The 18204-nt window shown below is 71.4% G+C and carries 13 protein-coding genes; 4 read left to right on the forward strand and 9 right to left on the reverse strand.

Annotated features, from left to right (window positions below):
• Window positions 1-113: 113 nt before the first annotated feature.
• Window positions 114-3125 (forward strand): FxSxx-COOH system tetratricopeptide repeat protein, encoded by a 3012-nt coding sequence (gene fxsT, locus ACIRQH_RS25900; RefSeq protein WP_358815714.1) that lies wholly within the window; start codon window positions 114-116, stop codon window positions 3123-3125.
• A 132-nt stretch (window positions 3126-3257) separates the two neighbouring features.
• On the opposite strand, the gene ACIRQH_RS25905 is transcribed toward fxsT, so the two are convergent.
• From ACIRQH_RS25905 to ACIRQH_RS25930, 6 genes are all read right to left on the reverse strand, one after another.
• Window positions 3258-7070 (reverse strand): multifunctional oxoglutarate decarboxylase/oxoglutarate dehydrogenase thiamine pyrophosphate-binding subunit/dihydrolipoyllysine-residue succinyltransferase subunit, encoded by a 3813-nt coding sequence (locus ACIRQH_RS25905; RefSeq protein WP_388866709.1) that lies wholly within the window; start codon window positions 7068-7070, stop codon window positions 3258-3260.
• A gap of 281 nt (window positions 7071-7351) precedes the next feature.
• Window positions 7352-8488 carry a HAMP domain-containing sensor histidine kinase gene (locus ACIRQH_RS25910; protein ID WP_355875925.1) on the reverse strand — a complete coding sequence of 379 codons (1137 nt, stop codon included), beginning with the start codon at window positions 8486-8488 and terminating at the stop codon, window positions 7352-7354.
• Window positions 8489-8550: 62 nt separating this feature from the next.
• A complete protein-coding gene (locus ACIRQH_RS25915; protein WP_355875922.1) occupies window positions 8551-9288 on the reverse strand; it encodes a response regulator transcription factor in 738 nt (245 codons plus the stop codon).
• 112 nt (window positions 9289-9400) lie between these two features.
• A complete protein-coding gene (locus ACIRQH_RS25920) occupies window positions 9401-10078 on the reverse strand; it encodes a spermidine synthase (RefSeq protein ID WP_358815717.1) in 678 nt (225 codons plus the stop codon).
• A 110-nt stretch (window positions 10079-10188) separates the two neighbouring features.
• A complete protein-coding gene (locus ACIRQH_RS25925) occupies window positions 10189-10353 on the reverse strand; it encodes a hypothetical protein (RefSeq protein ID WP_388866702.1) in 165 nt (54 codons plus the stop codon).
• A gap of 118 nt (window positions 10354-10471) precedes the next feature.
• On the reverse strand, window positions 10472-10924 hold the full coding sequence (locus tag ACIRQH_RS25930) for a hypothetical protein (protein ID WP_404227071.1): 453 nt from the start codon (window positions 10922-10924) through the stop codon (window positions 10472-10474).
• On the opposite strand from ACIRQH_RS25930, the gene ACIRQH_RS25935 reads away from it, so the two are divergent.
• Window positions 10911-11966 carry a rhomboid-like protein gene (locus ACIRQH_RS25935; protein ID WP_358815720.1) on the forward strand — a complete coding sequence of 352 codons (1056 nt, stop codon included), beginning with the start codon at window positions 10911-10913 and terminating at the stop codon, window positions 11964-11966. The two genes, ACIRQH_RS25930 and ACIRQH_RS25935, sit on opposite strands and share 14 nt — an antisense overlap.
• Here ACIRQH_RS25935 and ACIRQH_RS25940 read toward each other — a convergent pair.
• Complete coding sequence (locus ACIRQH_RS25940) at window positions 11963-12628, reverse strand: GNAT family N-acetyltransferase (protein ID WP_388866693.1); 666 nt, start codon at window positions 12626-12628, stop codon at window positions 11963-11965. The genes ACIRQH_RS25935 and ACIRQH_RS25940 overlap by 4 nt on opposite strands.
• A 248-nt stretch (window positions 12629-12876) precedes the next feature.
• On the opposite strand from ACIRQH_RS25940, the gene lon reads away from it, so the two are divergent.
• The gene (gene lon / locus ACIRQH_RS25945) at window positions 12877-15294 is read left to right on the forward strand and encodes an endopeptidase La (protein ID WP_358815722.1); all 2418 of its coding nucleotides are present in this window, start codon (window positions 12877-12879) and stop codon (window positions 15292-15294) included.
• 113 nt (window positions 15295-15407) lie between these two features.
• On the opposite strand, the gene ACIRQH_RS25950 is transcribed toward lon, so the two are convergent.
• Window positions 15408-16226, reverse strand: coding sequence for a lysozyme (locus ACIRQH_RS25950; protein ID WP_358815723.1), 819 nt, complete (start codon window positions 16224-16226; stop codon window positions 15408-15410).
• A gap of 280 nt (window positions 16227-16506) precedes the next feature.
• Between ACIRQH_RS25950 and ACIRQH_RS25955 the strand changes: the two genes are divergently transcribed.
• Complete coding sequence (locus ACIRQH_RS25955) at window positions 16507-17025, forward strand: MarR family transcriptional regulator (protein WP_358815724.1); 519 nt, start codon at window positions 16507-16509, stop codon at window positions 17023-17025.
• A gap of 62 nt (window positions 17026-17087) precedes the next feature.
• Here ACIRQH_RS25955 and ACIRQH_RS25960 read toward each other — a convergent pair whose 3' ends face one another.
• A complete protein-coding gene (locus ACIRQH_RS25960; protein ID WP_404227072.1) occupies window positions 17088-17876 on the reverse strand; it encodes a protein phosphatase 2C domain-containing protein in 789 nt (262 codons plus the stop codon).
• Window positions 17877-18204 lie beyond the last annotated feature (328 nt).

The raw sequence follows: 18204 nt of genomic DNA on the forward strand, positions 1-18204 counted from the left end.
TCGTCGCTGAACACGTTTGACCAAGGACCGTGGGCAGGCGGCGGGCGGCTGTGTCGGCGCCCTATCGCAGGCCCTCGCGGCGGTTCTAAAATCACGCGCGGGGAGGCCGCTGCATGTCTGGAGCTCGTACGCCGGTCCGGCCAGCCGAGAGGGGGGCCGTGAAGCAGACCGTCACGATCAGCTTCGCCGGGTTCAACCGGGCCTGGGCCGCCTGGATCGGTGACCGCCTGGAGCGGCGCGGCCATCGCGTGGTCTACCAGCGCTGGGACTCCCCGGCCGAGGTCCCGCTCGTCGACCTGCTGCGCGACCTGACCCTCGCCCGGGGCCGGATCCTGATCGTGGTCAGCGAGTGGTACTTCCAACTCGGCCCCCGCACCCAGGAGGAGTGGAACACCGCGCTGCGCGAGGTCGTCGCCCCCGACCCGTCCCGGTTCGCCGCCGTGTCCGTCACCACCAGCCCGGTCCCCACGGCCACCGCCGTGCTCGGCGCGGTCGACCTGAACAACATGGGCGCCGACGAGGCCGAACGCCGCGTCCTCGACCGCCTCGACCTGCCCTCCGACCCGCTGCCGGAAGCCACCGAGAGCGCCCGGCGCGGTCCCCGCTACCCGGCCGCCATGCCCGAGGTGTGGGGCGGCGTCCCGCGCCGCAACACCCGCTTCACCGGCCGCGAGCCCCTTCTGAACGACGCCTACCACCTGCTCCAGGGCGCCGAGCCGGGCGCCGGCGTCGTCACCCTGCACGGCATGTCCGGCGTCGGCAAGACGCAGCTCGCCGCCGAGTACGTCTACCGCTTCGGCTCCGAGTACGACGTCGTGTGGTGGGTCAACGCCGAGAAGCGGGTCACCTACCGGCGCCGACTGGCCGAGCTGGCACCGCAGTTGGGCCTCAGCACCGGCGCCGAGTACGGCGAACGGCTGCGTGCCGTCCGCGACTCGCTGCGCCGCGGCGAGCCGTACGGCCGCTGGCTGCTGATCCTGGACGGCGCGGACGAGCCCGACCAGATCTACGACCTCGTGCCCACCGGCGCCGGACACGTCCTGATCACCTCGCGCAACCCCGAGTGGAGCGAGCACAACAGCAAGCTCCTGGAGGTGCCGGTCTACGACCGCGACGAGTCCGTCGCCTTCATCCGCCGCCGCGCGCCCCGCCTCAGCGAACCCGAGGCCGACCAGCTCGCCGAGGCGCTGGAGGACCTGCCCCTCCTGCTGGACCAGACGGCCGGCTGGCTCAACGACTCGGACCTGTCGGTCCAGGAGTACATCGCCCTCCTCGACGGCGGCATCGACCAGGACGTCGTCAAGATCTCCGCCGACTTCCCCGTCGCCTTCCAGACCGCCTGGTCGATACTCCTCAACAAACTCCGCGACACCGTCCCCGAGTCCGTCGACCTACTCCGCCTGTGCACCTTCTTCGCGCCCGGCTTCATCCCCGTGCGCCTCCTGAAGGAGATGCCGCACGACCAGCTCCCCGAACAGATCGCGGGCCTGCTCAACGACCCGCTGCTGTGGAACCGGGCGATCAACCAGCTCCGCCAGTACTCCGTCGTCCGACTGGAGTCCCACGAGGCGGCCGGCGACGAGACCGCCTCCTCCGGCGAGTCGCTCTACCTGCACCGCATGGTCCACCAGATCGTCCACAAGGACATGCCCGACGAGGACCGCCGCGAGTTCGTCGACGTCGTCCGGCGCGCCCTGGCCGCCGCCGACCCCCGGCGGCCCACCGACACCCGCCTGTGGCCCGGCTACGCCGAGATCGTCCCGCACCTGAAGTTCGCGGACGTCCTGCAGAGCAAGGACCCCGCGGTGCAGTCGCTGGTCTTCAACTGCCTCCGCTACATGTACATCTCGGGCGAGTACCGGGCCGGCACCAAGCTCGGCGAGCGCGCACTGGCCGCCTGGAAGCCGCTCCTCGGCGAGAACCACCCGCGCGTCTGGGAACTGACCTACCACTACGCCAACCTGCTCCGCGCCGCCGGCGACTACCAGGGCACCGAGGTCCTGGAGCGCGCCACCGTCGAGCACCTGCGCGAGCAGCGCGGCGAGCAGGACCTCGACCATCTGCGGGCCCTCGGCGGACTCGCCGCCGACCTGCGGGGCCTCGGCCGCTACGACGAGTCCCTGAGGCTCTCCGAACGGCTGCTGGCGCTGTACCGCGACCTCCTGGGCGACGCCGACTCCCGCACCCTGAACGCCCAGAAGAACCTGGCCGTCTCCTTCCGCCTCCTCGGCCGGTACCAGGAGGCCCACGACGCCGACCTGCGCACCCTGGAGTCACGGCGCCTGCTGCTGCGCGGACGGCACCCGTGGACGCTGTACTCGGAGATCTCCTACGCGACGGACCTGCGTCTCCTCGGCCGGTACGCCGAGGCCGAGTCCGCGCAGCGCACCAGCGTGCGCGAGCACCGCAACGTCATGGGCCGCGACAACCCGCAGACCCTGGACGCCGAGCACAACCTCGCCCTGTGCCAGTACCGCACCGGCGACCGCACCGCGGCGGGCCCGATGTTCGCCAGTGTGCTGGAGCGCTGTGAGCGGGTCCTCGGCGAGACCGACCCGCAGACCCTCCGGTTCGCCGTCGGCACGAGCTGCTTCTACCGCGACCACGGTGACATCGACCAGGCGCGCGAGATCGGCGAGTCCGTCCTCGCCCGGTACGAGATGATGCTGCCCGAGGGCCATCCGTTCATCGTCGGCGCCCGCGCCAACCACGCCCTTATCCTGCGCAGCGTCGGGGAATGGGACCAGGCCCACGAGGTAGTCGAGCAGGCGCTGGCCGACATGACGGCCGCGGTGGGCGAGCACCATCCCTGGACGCTCGGCTGCGCCGTGAACGCCGCGGCCCTGCGCAACCTCGTCATCGGTCCCGAACCGGCGACGGAGCTGAGCCGGCAGACGGTCGCCCGGGCCACCGAGACCCTCGGCCGCACCCACCCGCTCACCCTGTCCGCGCGCGTCGCGCTCGCCGCCGACCTGCGCGGCATGGCGGACCGTCAGGAGGCCGAGAAGGTGGAGCAGGAGGCACTGTCCGACCTCGACTCCACGCTCGGTGCGCGGCACGTCCACACCATCTCCGCCCGCTCCCGCAACCGGCCCCACTGGGACTTCGAGCCCCAGTCCACCTGAGCCCGGAGCCCCGGTACCCCGTGCGGGGATGCGGGGAAGCCGTCGCAGAGGGAACGCCGAAGGGCCCGGCCCGAGTCCACAGGGACTCGGGCCGGGCCCTTCGTTCGTGCTGCCGTGGCGAGACGCCGAGGACTAGGCCTCGTACACCTCACGCACCAGCTGCTCCTGCTCCGCCTGGTGCCGCTTCGCGGAACCGACGGCGGGCGACGAGGAGTGCGGACGCGAGATGCGGCGCAGGCGCTCGCCGTGCGGGACGTCCGCTCCGACCGCGAGGTCGAGGTGGTCGATCAGGTTGAGCGCGATGAACGGCCAGGCACCCTGGTTCGCCGGCTCCTCCTGGGCCCACAGGTACTTCTCGGCGTTCGGGTACTTGGCGATCTCCGCCTGGAGCTCGGCACCCGGCAGCGGGTACAGGCGCTCGATGCGGATGATCGCCGTGTCCGTGGAGCCGCGCTTCTTCCGCTCGGCCTCCAGGTCGTAGTACAGCTTGCCGGCGCAGAACACGACCTTGCGCACGGCGGCCGCGTCGACCGTGTCGTCGCCGATGACCGGGCGGAACTCGCCCGTCGTGAACTCCTCCGCCTTCGAGGCCGCGGCCTTCAGGCGCAGCATCGACTTCGGGGTGAAGACCACCAGCGGCTTGTGGTGCGGGTTGTGCACCTGCCACCGCAGGAGGTGGAAGTAGTTCGACGGGAGCGTCGGCTGCGCGACCGTCATGTTGTTCTGCGCGCACAGCTGGAGGAAGCGCTCGATCCGGGCCGAGGAGTGGTCCGGGCCCTGTCCCTCGTAGCCGTGCGGGAGCAGCAGGGTGACGCCGGACGTCTGGTTCCACTTCTGCTCGGCGGCCGAGATGTACTCGTCGACGATCGTCTGCGCGCCGTTGACGAAGTCACCGAACTGCGCCTCCCACATGACCAGCGCGTCCGGTCGGGCCAGCGAGTAGCCGTACTCGAAGCCCATGACCGCGTACTCGGAGAGCAGCGAGTCGTAGACGTTGTAGCGGGCCTGGTCGTCCGAGAGGTACTGGAGCGGGGTGAAGTCCTCGCCCGTGACCCGGTCGATCAGTACCGCGTGACGCTGGCCGAAGGTGCCGCGGCGCGAGTCCTGGCCGGACAGCCGGACCGGCGTGCCCTCCAGGAGCAGCGAACCGATGGCGAGGGTCTCGCCCATGCCCCAGTCGATCGTGCCGTCCTCGATCATCGCCGCACGGCGCTGGAGCTGCGGGAGCAGCCGCGGGTGCACGGTGACGTTGTCCGGGATGTTGACCTGGGACTCGGCGATCCGCTTCACGACCTCCTGGGAGACCGCGGTGGGCACGGCGACCGGGAACTCGGCCTGGACGTCCGGGACATGCGTCTCGGGCGCCTGGGCGACGGCCTCGCGGACCTCCGTGAAGACCTTCTCCAGCTGGCCCTGGAAGTCCTGCAGCGCCTGCTCGGCCTCTTCGAGGGTGATGTCGCCGCGACCGATGAGGGACTCGGTGTAGAGCTTGCGCACCGAGCGCTTCTTGTCGATCAGGTCGTACATCAGCGGCTGGGTGAACGCCGGGTTGTCGGACTCGTTGTGACCGCGGCGGCGGTAGCAGATGAGGTCGATCACGACGTCCTTGTTGAACGCCTGACGGAACTCGAACGCGAGCCGCGCGACACGGACGACGGCCTCGGGGTCGTCGCCGTTCACGTGGAAGATCGGCGCCTCGATCATGCGGGCCACGTCGGTGGCGTACATGGAGGAGCGCGACGACTCCGGGGCGGCGGTGAAGCCGACCTGGTTGTTGATGACGATGTGGACCGTGCCGCCCGTGCGGTAACCGCGCAGCTGCGACATGTTGAGCGTCTCGGCGACCACACCCTGGCCGGCGAAGGCCGCGTCACCGTGCAGGGCGACCGGCAGGACGGTGAAGTCCGTGCCGCCCTTGTTGATGATGTCCTGCCGTGCGCGGACGATGCCCTCGATGATCGGGTCGACCGTCTCCAGGTGGGACGGGTTCGCCGCCAGCGAGACCTTGATCTGCTCGCCGTCGAGGCCGGTGAAGGTGCCGTGGGCGCCCAGGTGGTACTTCACGTCGCCGGAGCCGTGCATCGACTTCGGGTCGAGGTTGCCCTCGAACTCGCGGAAGATCTGCGCGTACGACTTGCCGACGATGTTCGCGAGGACGTTCAGCCGGCCGCGGTGGGCCATGCCGATGACGACCTCGTCCAGCCGGGACTCGGCGGCGCTGTCGATGACGGCGTCCAGGAGCGGGATGACGGACTCGCCGCCCTCCAGGGAGAAGCGCTTCTGGCCGACGTACTTCGTCTGCAGGAAGGTCTCGAAGGCCTCCGCCGCGTTCAGCCGGCGCAGGATGCGCAGCTGCTCCTCGCGCTCCGGCTTGGAGTGCGAGCGCTCGATGCGGTCCTGGATCCACTTGCGCTGCTTCGGGTCCTGGATGTGCATGAACTCGACGCCGGTGGTGCGGCAGTACGAGTCGCGCAGCACGCCGAGGATGTCGCGCAGCTTCATCAGGGACTTGCCGGCGAAGCCGCCGACCGCGAACTCCCGCTCCAGGTCCCACAGGGTGAGGCCGTGCTCGGTGATGTCCAGGTCGGGGTGCTTGCGCTGGCGGTACTCCAGCGGGTCGGTGTCGGCCATGACGTGGCCGCGGACCCGGTAGGAGTGGATCAGCTCGAAGACGCGGGCGGCCTTCGTGACGTCGTCGTCGTGGCTGGCGTCGATGTCCTTGAGCCAGCGGACCGGCTCGTAGGGGATGCGCAGCGCCTCGAAGATGTCGTCGTAGAAGCCCTGCTCGCCGAGGAGCAGGTTCGCGACGATCCGCAGGAACTCGCCGGAGGCGGCGCCCTGGATGACCCGGTGGTCGTAGGTCGACGTGAGCGTCATGACCTTCGAGATGCCGAGCTTGTTCAGGGTGTCCTGGGAGGTGCCCTGGAACTCCGCCGGGTAGTCCATGGAGCCGACGCCCATGATGACCGACTGCGAGGGCATCAGACGCGGGACCGAGTGGACGGTGCCGAGGCCGCCGGGGTTGGTCAGCGAGACCGTGACACCGGAGAAGTCGTCCATCGTCAGCTTGCCGTCACGTGCCCGGCGGACGATGTCCTCGTAGGCCTGCCAGAACTCGAAGAAGTTCAGCGTCTCGGCCTTCTTGATGCCGGCGACGACGAGCTGGCGGTCGCCGTTCGGCTTCACCAGGTCGATGGCGAGACCGAAGGTGATGTGCGCGGGCTTGACGAGGGTGGGCTTCCCGTCCTTCTCCGCGAAGTGCCAGTTCATCGACGGCATGGCCTTGATGGCCTGCACCATCGCGTAGCCGATGAGGTGGGTGAAGGAGATCTTCCCGCCCCGGGCCCGCTTCAGGTGGTTGTTGATCACGATGCGGTTGTCGAAGAGCAGCTTCACCGGGACCGCGCGCACGGACGTGGCCGTGGGCACCTCCAGCGAGGCGTTCATGTTCTTCGCGACGGCACCGGCGGGACCGCGCAGGGTCACGTACTCGGGGCCCTCGGGCGCCTCGGTGGCCGGCTCGGCCTTCGGCTGCGCGGCGGCCGGAGCGGCCTTCACGGGAGCCGGGGCGGCGGCAGCGGGCTTCGGAGCCGCGGGAGCAGCCGCCGGAGCGGGCGCGGGCGCGGCCGGAGCGGCGGGAGCCGCCTGAGGGGGAGCCTGGCGCGCCGCGGGCGGCGCGGGCGCGGCCGCAGCGGCCGGCGCGGGCGTGGTGGTCCCTGCGGCCCCCGCGGCCGCAGTACCCGCCGGAGCCGAGGCGGCGGGCGCCCCGGGCTTGTAATCGGCGAAGAAGTCCCACCAGGCTCGGTCTACGGAGTTCGGGTCCTGGAGGTACTGCTGATAGATCTCGTCGACGAGCCACTCGTTGGGTCCGAAGGCGGCAGCGGGGTTCTTCCCGGCTTGGTCCTCGGTCGAAGTGCTCGAGTTACTGGGGGACTGTGGCGACACGGCGGCAACCGCCCTCTTCCGCTTCACAAGGTGATGGACAGCGGGAATAAAGGCTACGCCTCCCCGGCCGGGTAGGTCAGGCCGGGCCCGTCCAACGTCGTGCAAGTCACATCGGAATCCGTGTTTCGCGCAGGGAAATGGCGGGAAACAAGCGGGGTTCCGCTTCTGGAAGGGTACGCCGACCCCGGGTCGCGGCACGACTCTCGCGGCCCTCTGCCTGATCACACGTGTACACCGGCGGCGACCGTGATGGATCTTGCGGCTCCGCTTCGAACTTTACGTCAACTTGGCAGAGAAGGAAGTCCCGGAAGGATGACCTGGATCCGGCAACCCCGCTCGGATTCGGCCACACCGATCCGGCCGCCGTGCAGATCGACCGCCCACCGGGCGATGGCCAGGCCGAGGCCCGTGCCGCCGTCGCTGCCGGGGCCGTGCGGCGCGGGCACCCCACCGCGGTTGAACCGCTCGAAGACCCGGTGCCACTCCGACTTCGGGATGCCCGGTCCCTCGTCCAGGACCTCGAGCGACAGCGACTCCGGGTGATCGCCCCGCCGCGCCCTGACCGTCACCCGGCCGTGCGCCGGGCTGTGCTTGACGGCGTTGTCGATGAGATTCGCCACGACCTGGTGGATCCGCTCCGGGTCCGCGTGCGCGGTCAGCTCGGGAGGGGACACGTCGAGGTGCAGATGGACGTCGGTGCGGGTGTGGCTGCCGGAGCCGGACGCGATGTCCGCGCGCGCCGAGGCGACCATGTTGGCCTCCTTCAGTACTCCCGACAGGTACGGCCACACCTCGAAGCGCCGCCGGCGCAGCGGGACGACGCCGTTGTCCAGGCGGGACAGGTCGAGCAGGGTCTCCACCAGCCGCCCGAGCCGCTCCGTCTGCTTCAGCGCCGTGCGCATCGTCTCGGGGTCGGCGGCGGACACCCCGTCCACGACGTTCTCCAGCACCGCCCGCAGCCCCGCGATCGGGGTGCGCAGCTCGTGCGAGACATTCGCCACGAGTTCCTTGCGCTGGCGGTCCTGGGCCTCCAGCTCGTCCGCCATGAGGTTGATCGTCTGGGCCAGGTCGCCCAGCTCGTCGCGCCGGTCGTCCCGCACCCGGCGCGTGTAGTCGCCGTGCGAGATGGACCGGGCCACCGCGTTCATCTCGTCCAGCGGCGCGGTGAGCGAGTGCGCCACGAACTGGGTGATCAGCAGGGTGGCGATCATCGAGAACACCGTGATGAAGCGGAGTTCCGTCTTGGTGTGCACCGCGATCATCGACAGACCCGTGGTGATGAGCACCGAGATGACGACCAGCGCGCCCAGTTTGGTCTTGATGGAGAAGGGCCGGAGGCCGGCCCAGGGGCCCGCGCCCCTGCGTTCCCCGGAGGAGCGCGCGCCGAGCCCGCGTCCCCGCTCGCCGAGCACGCTCATCACATCAGCCCCTCACGAAAGTCCCGGACGCGTTGGTCCCGGCGTTCCGACGGCGGCCCAACTCAGGGAGTCGGGGTCTCCAGCGCGTAGCCCACGCCGTGCACCGTACGGATCCGCTCGGCACCGATCTTGCGGCGCAGCGCCTTGATGTGGCTGTCCACGGTGCGGGTACCGGACGCGTCGGCCCAGTCCCACACCTCGGCGAGCAGCTGCTCGCGCGAGAGTACGGCACGGGGGGTGTTCGCGAGGCAGACCAGCAGGTCGAACTCGGTGGGAGTGAGGTGCACGTCCTCGCTGCGCACCCGCACCCGGCGCTGTGCGTGGTCGATCTCCAGCTCGCCGAGGCGCAGGATGCCGCTGCGGGGCGTGGAGGCGGCGACCACGGCGCGCTCGACCCTGCGCAGCAGGACGTGCACGCGCGCGGCCAGCTCACGCATCGAGAAGGGCTTCGTCATGTAGTCGTCGGCGCCGACGCCGAGTCCGACCAGCATGTCGGTCTCGTCGTCGCGCGCGGTGAGCATCAGCACCGGCACCGGGCGCGCTGCCTGCACGCGGCGGCAGACCTCCAGGCCGTCGAAGCCGGGCAGCATGATGTCGAGGATCAGCAGATCGGGCTGCCAGGCCTCGGCCGTGTCCACCGCGGCGGGACCGTCGCCCGCGGTTTGCACGAGGAATCCCTCGGCGCGCAGGCGGGCCGCGATGGCCTCGACGATCGTCGGGTCGTCCTCGACCACCAGCACCCGGCGCTGAGCGCCCGGTGTCGCCGCCGTGCCGTTCTGGGAGGTGTGTGTCTGCTCCATCGCCCGCCCCTGAGTGTGCTTTCCGGAATCCGTGGGGTGATCCCATGACTGCGCTTGACGCTTGAATGATCCGCGTCAGGAAAGCAGAGTACGGGCAGGCACGGGGCCTCGGCTATCCAGGCCTTACCGCGAGATGCACCACGTCGGGAACGCCCCGGGCAACGGGGATCTCTTCGGTACGGACCCGCTGGAATCCGGCATTCCACAAGGTTCCTTCAAATTCCGGAGAGGGCTGGGCCGACCATACGGCCAGTACGCCGCCCGGCTTCAACGTCCTTGCGCAGCTTGCGAGTCCGGCCTTCCCGTACAGGCCCGCGTTGCCCTCCGTGACCGTCCATCCGGGTCCGTTGTCGATGTCGAGGCACAGGGCGTCGAACGTGTCGGAGATCTCATTGACGTAGTCGACGAGATCGTCCTCGACGATCTCGGTGCGCGGGTCGGCGAGCGCCGTGGCCGACAGCTCGGCGAGGGGGCCCTCGCGGTGCCAGTCGATGATGGCCCGCTCCCGCTCGACCACCGTGATGCGCCCCCAGCGCTCGTCCGCGGCGGCGTGCGCGAGGGAGAACCCGACGCCCAGCCCGCCGATCAGCACGCTCGGCTCCGGACGTCCGTCCAGGGCGTCGCGGGCGGCGTCCACGAGCAGGCGCTCGGAACGCCCGTCGGAGGTGTCCATCAGGAAACATCCGTTGGCGATGATCTGCAGCAGCGCGCCGTGACGCCGCAGCACGACCTCGCCGTACGGGCCCTGGCGCCGGTCGATGACCACGGGGGTGTCGTACGTGGCAGTCATGGCCTCCATCCTGGCATCCAGGCGGGGCCCCGGGGGCGGAATATCCGGGGCCCGGCCCCCCCACGGTCCGGGCCTCGGACGGTGCGGGCGCGATCAGGCACCCCGCGGTCTCATCCGACGTCCAGGCCGTGCCCGCAGGCGAACACCGGGTCCTCTGTGTCGTCGGGCACGTCCGGCCGGGACGCCCGTACCGCCTCCATGGAACGCGGCAGTTCGAAGGGCAGCCGGCCCTCGGCGCGCGCCCGTCCGACGGCGACGTCGAGGAGCGCCGGCACTCGCGCCGTAGCCGGCGGCCAGGGCGGCGACCCGCTCCGCGATCTCCGGGAGTACGGCGGGCCGCTCCAGGTTGACGCGCACCAGCGTCGGCACCGTGTCCAGGAGCCGCAGGATCTCCTACAGCTCGTCCTCGGGAAAGGGGAGCGAGCCCCCGTGGAAGAAGGACTCGAAGAGCCAGGGCCGCTCCTCGTAGGGAGTGCCGAGGTGCGGGACGGCGAGGTCCGCGTCGAGCGGGTCGGCCACGACGTTGCCGTACGCGGCCGCCGCCGTCCGCTCCGAGACGCCCCGCAGACACAGGTTCGGGCGGTCCCCGACCGGCAGCAGGTCCCGGTCGGCCAGGACGGTCAGGGAGCGGCGCTCCGCCTGCGGTCGGTCACGACGGCGGGCACCGGGCTGCCGCAGCAGGCCTGAGACCCCGGGCTCCGCCCGGCAACGACCTCGGAGCCCGGCCGGGAACCATGAGGAGTTGTTGTGAATCGCCCGGTACGGGGCACCTGTCGTGGACAGCGCCGGGTGGGGCGCGGAGGCTTGGCGGTGACGGAAGGAGCACGGCAGCGTGGACGGGAGCATCACCGGGCACCGCCCGCGAGGGGCGGCACCCACCGGGCCGGACGAGCCCGCAGCCCGACGCGGTGAAGCCGTCGAGCGGGCGGGGCTGCCCGCCGCGCGCCGCCCCGGGACCGCCGGACCGACGTCGGACGGACCCGCGGCGAACGGCCTCGACGGCATGCCCCGGCAGCGCACCGAGCAGGTCGCTGCGCCAACTGCTCGGTGCGCGGCCGCTGTTCCGAACCCGGCGGCCCCTGTGCCGAGTGCCCTCTCCTCGGACGCCGCTCCGGCGTCCGCGCCGTCGGCCGCACCGGCCCACGCGCGACGGCCGGGCGGTCTCGCGGCCCGAGCCGCCCGATCTGTCGGACGGCTCCTGCCCACCCCGCCGGGCACGCCCTTCACCTTCGGGTACGCCACCGTCCTCGCCGTCACCTCGTACGTCGCCGGCCACGCGGATCCCGCGCTCGTGCGCGCCCTGCACCAGGCGTCCAGTACGGACGTCGCGCACCTCGTGCGATACCCCGTGGCGGTGCTGTTCGCGAGCGCGTTGTGGATCGTCGGCGGGATCCTCTCGCCGTACGCCGCCGGGTTCCTGCTCGTACTGACCGCACTGGAGCGGCGGATCGGGGCGGCACGGGCCGCCGGTGTCTTCCTGCTCGGGCACGTGGTCGCCACGCTGGCCACCGAGGTGCCGGTCGGGCTGGCGGTGTGGGCGGGGCGGCTTCCCGGCAGCTCGCTGCACCGGTTCGACTACGGCATCAGCTTCGGTGTCGCCGCGAGCGTCGGCTCCCTCGCGGGACTCCTCCCGCCCTGGCTGCGGTGGCCTCTGCTGACGGTCTTCGGCTCCGTCCTCGCGGAGGACCTGATCACGCTCGACGACCCGATGACGAACTGGGGCCACCTCCTGGCACTGGCCCTCGGCGTCGCGACCTGGCCCCTGGTGCGGCGCGCGGCGCGAGCGCGCGGCGGCTTCCGGAGCGGCCGAGACCTGACCCGTCCGCCGACGGGAACCCCTCGCGCCGCCTCGCCCGACCTCGACGCCGACAGTCCGGCAGCTTCCTAGCGCGTGTCCTCTCCGGTGTACCGCGCGCTCAGCAGCGGTGCCTCCACGCGCCAGCCCAGTGAGGCGTAGAGCGCCCGTCCCTCCGGTGTTCCCGCGAGGACGGCGGTCTCCGCGCCCTGGTCCGCCGCCGCCCGGTCGAGCGTGCGCATGACCGTGCGCCCGAGTCCCCGCCGCCGGTGCCCGGCCGACGTCTCTACCTGGTCGACGACGGCCGTCGCTCCCGTCGTGGCGATCTGGCCCCGGGCCGCCCAGGAGCCGTCCGGCGCCGTGACCAGGGCACGGGTGACGCCGCCGCGGGACCAGGTGCGCAACCGGTAACCCTGGGGGAGCGGCTCGTCCGGGCCGGCGTCCTCGGTGGCGGCCAACGGTGCCGACATCAGGTAGCCCGGTTCGGGGTCGGTCCACCAGCCCTCGCCGAGCAGGTGGCGGACGGCCGACGGCTCGGCGAAGACCTTGAGCCAGACACCGGGTGCGGTCACCGCGTCCGCGACCTTGCGGACCGCCGCCGCCTCGACCCGGTCGCGCGTCTCCCCGAGGACGTGCCGCGTGACGTGTCCCTCCTGCCCGACGTCGATCGTGTATCCCCACTCCCGGACCACCGGCGCCGCCGCCCCGCGCGAGACGACCCACCCGTCCACCCAGGCCCGCACGATCCTGTCCACCCCTGCCCCCTGTCTCCCCAGCCGTCCGCTGCGTGCGCCCATGCTTCACGTAACGGTCCTAGTCACATAGAGACCCTTACTGGGGAGATGATGTCAGGCCCGTCGGCCCCGCGCCAGACGTGCCTCGCGGCAGACCTGTTTCCGGCGCCTCCTGCGTGATCGCTCACAGCGAACAGCCCTCGGGGAACATTGAGGGACTCCGATGCATTGAGTCGGCATAGCTCAACTTGTATGCCGAAGGGAAGATCATGGCTTCGACGTCCGCATCACTCACTCTGCCCGTGCTGCCGCTCGACGACGAGGTCGTGCTGCCTGGAATGGTGGTTCCGCTCGATCTGAACGACGCCGATGTGCGGGCCGCCGTGGAGGCAGCCCAGTCCGCCGCTCGTTCAACGCCCGGCAAGCCCCAGGTACTCCTGGTCCCGCGTATCGACGGGACCTACGCGAGCACCGGTGTGCTCGGCACCGTCGAGCAGGTCGGCCGGCTGGCCGACGGCGACCCGGGCGCGCTGATCCGCGGGCGCGGTCGTGTGAAGGTCGGCGCGGGCACCACGGGCCCCGGTGCCGCCCTGTGGGTCGAGGGCACCCGGGTCGACGAGACCGTGCCGGACCCGCTGCCCGGCCGGGTCGCCGACCTGGTCAAGGAGTACAAGGCCCTGGCCACCAGCTGGCTGCGCAAGCGCGCCGCCTGGCAGGTCGTGGACCGCGTCCAGCAGATCGACGACGTGTCCGCGCTCGCCGACAATTCCGGTTACTCACCCTTCCTCTCGCTCGACCAGAAGGTCGAGCTGCTGGAGACCGCCGACCCGGTGGCCCGCCTGAAGCTGGCCACCGAGCAGCTCCGCGAGCACCTCGCCGAGCAGGACGTCGCCGAGTCCATCGCCAAGGACGTCCAGGAGGGCGTCGACAAGCAGCAGCGCGAGTTCCTGCTGCGCCGCCAGCTCGAAGCCGTTCGCAAGGAGCTGCGCGACCTCAAGGGCGAGGGTGGCGAGGAGGACGAGTCCGACGACTACCGGGCCCGCGTCGAGGCCGCCGACCTCCCGGAGAACGTGCGGGAGGCGGCACTCAAGGAGGTCGAGAAGCTGGAGCGGTCCAGTGACCAGTCGCCCGAGGGCAGCTGGATCAGGACCTGGCTCGACACCGTCCTCGAACTGCCGTGGAACGAACGGACCGAGGACCAGTACGACATCCAGGGCGCGCAGGCCGTGCTCGACGCCGAGCACGCCGGCCTGGAGGACGTGAAGGAGCGCATCACCGAGTACCTCGCCGTGCGCAAGCGGCGCTCGGACCGCGGCCTCGGGGTCGTCGGTGGCCGGCGCGGAGGCGCCGTGCTCGCGCTCGTCGGCCCGCCCGGCGTCGGCAAGACCTCGCTCGGCGAGTCCGTCGCGCACGCCATGGGCCGCAAGTTCGTCCGCGTCGCCCTCGGCGGCGTCCGGGACGAGGCCGAGATCCGCGGCCACCGTCGTACGTACGTCGGCGCGCTGCCCGGCCGGATCGTCCGCGCCATCAAGGAGGCCGGGTCGATGAACCCGGTGGTCCTGCTCGACGAGATCGACAAGGTCGGCTCCGACTTCCGGGGCGACCCGGCGGCGGCGCTGCTCGAAGTCCTCGACCCGGCGCAGAACCACACCTTCCGCGACCACTACCTGGAGGTCGAACTCGACCTCTCGGACGTCGTGTTCCTCGCGACGGCCAACGTGCTCGAAGCCATCCCGGAGGCCCTGCTCGACCGTATGGAGCTGGTCCGCCTCGACGGCTACACCGAGGACGAGAAGGTCGTCATCGCCCGGGACCACCTGCTGCCGCGCCAGCTGGAGCGGGCCGGTCTGGAGAAGGACGAGGTCGTCCTCGACGAGAGCGCGCTGCGCAAGCTCGCCGGGGAGTACACCCGGGAAGCGGGCGTGCGCAATCTGGAGCGGGGCATCGCCCGGCTGCTGCGCAAGGTCGCGGCCCAGCACGAACTGGGCGAGCGGGAGCTGCCGTTCACGGTGACCGACGCCGACCTGCGCGGACTCGTCGGGCGCCCGCACCACGTGCCCGAGTCCGCCCAGGACCCGGCCGAGCGCCGCACCGCGGTGCCCGGTGTCGCCACCGGTCTCGCCGTGACCGGAGCGGGCGGTGACGTCCTCTACGTGGAGGCGTCGCTGGCCGACCCGGAGACGGGCGCCGCCGGTCTGACCCTCACCGGTCAGCTCGGCGACGTGATGAAGGAGTCCGCGCAGATCGCGCTCTCCTTCCTGCGCTCGCACGGCGCGGAGCTCGAACTCCCCGTCGGCGACCTGAAGGACCGGGGTGCGCACATCCACTTCCCGGCGGGCGCGATCCCCAAGGACGGTCCGAGCGCGGGCGTCACCATGACGACCGCCCTCGCGTCGCTCCTGTCCGGCCGGCCGGTGCGCACGGACGTGGCCATGACCGGTGAGGTCTCGCTGACCGGCCGGGTCCTGCCCATCGGCGGGGTGAAGCAGAAGCTGCTCGCCGCGCACCGGGCGGGGGTCACGACCGTGATCATCCCCAAGCGCAACGAGGCCGACCTGGACGACGTCCCGGCCGAGGTCCTGGAGAAGCTCGACGTCCACGCCGTCACGGACGTCCGTCAGGTCCTGGAGCTGGCACTGGCGCCGGCGACGAACGGTGCCGTGCCGGAGGTTCCGGTGGCGGCGTGACGGACGCCCATCGGAGGGGAAGGCCCGGGTCCCGTGAGGGAGGCCCGGGCCTTCGCCGTGCGCCGGGCCCGTCCGTCCCGCGTCGGGTGCCCGCGTCGTACGTCCGGCGCGGGTCAGCCGTTGGCGAGGGCCACCACGCGGTCCAGGGCGCCGTTGAACTTGTCGTGGTCACCGACCGTCGGGCCGGACGACGTGTACTGCCACATCGTGTAGTAGCCCCACCCGGCCGGCAGCGTCCCCGGATCGGAGGCGTACCGGGCGACCCACAGCGGGTTGGCGGCGGCGAAACCGGCGTAGTTGCCGGTGCACTGGCTCCACCAGCTGGTGGCCGTGTAGATCACCGCGTCGCGCCCGGTGCGGGCCTTGTACTGGGTGAGGAAGCTGCTGATCCAGCTGACCATCGCGCTCGGGGTCTTGCCGTAACAGGCGGCCCCGTACGGGTTCCACTCGATGTCGAGCGTGCCCGGCAGCGTCTTCCCGTCCTTGGACCAGCCGCCGCCGTGGTCGACGAAGTAGTTGGCCTGGACGGCGCCGGTCGTGGTGTCGGGGGTGGCGAAGTGGTACGCGCCGCGGATCATGCCGACGCCGTACGAGCCGTTGTACTGCTGGGTGAAGGAGGGGTTCGTGTAGTACGTCCCCTCGCTCGCCTTCGTGTAGGCCCATCGGACTCCGCTGCTCCACAGCGTGGCCCAGGCGACGTTGCCCTGGTAGTTGGAGACGTCCACGCCTTCGGTCTGGGTGGCCTGAGTGCCGGTGGGCAGGCCGCCCTGGCCGTCGTGGGCGACGACCCCCATACCCATCCGGGCGGAGCCCCGGGCGGGGATGTCCGCGGCGGAGGAGGGGAGTGTGGACAGCAGGGAGAACGCGGCGAGCAGGGTTCCGGCCGCGAGCAGGCGCAGGCGGCGGGCCGTTCCGGATCTGTGCACGGGCATGTGCGTGCCTCCGAAGGGCGATGGAGCTCCGTTGGAGCCCGGTGGGGGGAGAGCGCGGGCACGCGGGCCTTGGGGAACAGGTCGCCGTTGACCCGGAATGGCGTGCGCATGCCAGCGATGTAAGTGCCTGATAAAGAAGCTACGCACGTAGACCACGGCGTGGGAAGAGGGGCCGGACGCTGCCGTTGGTCTACGCCTGCGAAATACTGGCGGAGCTGCGGTAACGGGCGAGTTCTGGCGGAAACTTTCAGGATCGGGAAACCGAGTCAGGGGTGCTGACGTGCACGATCACGGCAACGACGGCGGGCGTCCGGTCACGTCCGACGCGTCGGCCCACGGGGCGGACCGGCCCGTGGACCACGGGGACGGGGTGCACGAGTTCCTGTCCCTGGAGCGCGAGTTGACGCTGTTCCTGCGCCGGGCCCGCGCCAGCCAGGGCGAGATGGCCCGCGAGGTCCACCCCGACCTGGAGTCCGCCGCGTACGGACTGCTCGTCCGGCTCGACGAGTGCGGCCGCCAGCGCGCCACCGAACTCGCCGCCTACATCGGCGTCGGCAAGGCCACCATGTCCCGGCAGCTGCGCGCCCTGGAGGAGTTGGGACTCGTCGCCCGCGAACCCGACCCGGCCGACGGCCGCGCCTGGCTCGTCCATCTCACCGACGAGGGTCGCGGCCGCGTCACCAGCGTTCGCGAGGCCCGCCGCGCCCGCTACGTCCGCCAGCTCGCCCACTGGGACCAGGACGAGGTCGCCGAACTCGCCCGGCTGCTGCACCAGCTGAACTCCCGCATGGAGAAGTGAACTCACGCATGGAGAAGTGAGCGCCCGCGTCCACAGCGGAGCGGCACCCCTCCCGGTGCCGCTCACAGCTCCGCGAACACCACCGTCGCGTCGTCGTGCGTCTTGCTCCGCCGCAGGTGCCGCCGCTCCACCGCGTCCGCGCGCTCCAGCTCCCGGACACGGTCCACCACGGACGCGGAGCCCTCCTTGCGCACCAGCGCGAACAGATCGGCCCAGTCCCCCTCGTGGAACTTCTCCACCCAGCGGGTCGCGCCGTCCGTGAGGGCGGCCAGGGCGCGGACCGAGGCGCGGGGCAGCGTGCCCGTCACCGCGCGGGCGGCCACCGCAGGATCCGCCGCCGCCGTGAAGAAGCCGCCCTCCCTGTTGCGGACGGTGGCGTCGGCCACCGCGTCCGAGGCGAGGGAAGCGCGCGGCACGCGGGAGAGGCGGTCGTCGAGCAGCGCGGTCACCTCGCCGACGGGTGATTCCACCAGCAGGGCCGAGTCGGACAGGACCAGATACTCGACCTCGGAGGTGGACCACCGCGCGAGGACGACGGTTGCCTGAGGCGTCCGCTGGTGAGAAAGGTCACAGGTCGCGGCGTGCGCCCCGGCCACCCGGCGGATCGCCTCGGCCAGCACCTCCCGCAGCGTCACATCGCCCTGCGAAACGGACAGTTCGACCAGGGCGCCGCCGAGCCGCGCGGAGAACCAGGCGACCGTGTGCCGGCAGCCGTAGTCGCTCCGGGGCGGAGTCACCCCGTCCAGCACGACCAGGGAACCGCCCTGTCCTGAGGCGGGAAGTCCGACCGATGCGAAGTCCTCATTGGGGCAGGCCGGGTCGCCGGGCTCCGAGACGAGTTCAGTGCGCATCACACCAGTCTGCACGAGCCCTTCACAAGGCTCACGAAAGGCTGGCAACGGTCGCCGAACCCGTGCCGACCACCAGCTCGGAAGCCTGGTTTGGCATGGAATGATCGACTCCGGCAACGCGTGGCGGCGAATACTGCCAAAGCCCGGTCCCGACGTCCAACCGGCCCGCCGCGCGGGCTCGTGGCAAGCGCCGCAGGAACTTGCCCGCCAACTCCCCTCCGGGGTTCACTCCTTCGGGTGGCGGGCCGGACGAAGCGGGACCACCGCCCACCGGCACTGGGAGGGTCGGGAGCCGTACCGGGCGGACGCCGCGATCGACGGGACGTCA

Origin of the sequence: Streptomyces sp. NPDC102279, assembly GCF_044766365.1 — a bacterium.
Taxonomy (GTDB): domain Bacteria; phylum Actinomycetota; class Actinomycetes; order Streptomycetales; family Streptomycetaceae; genus Streptomyces.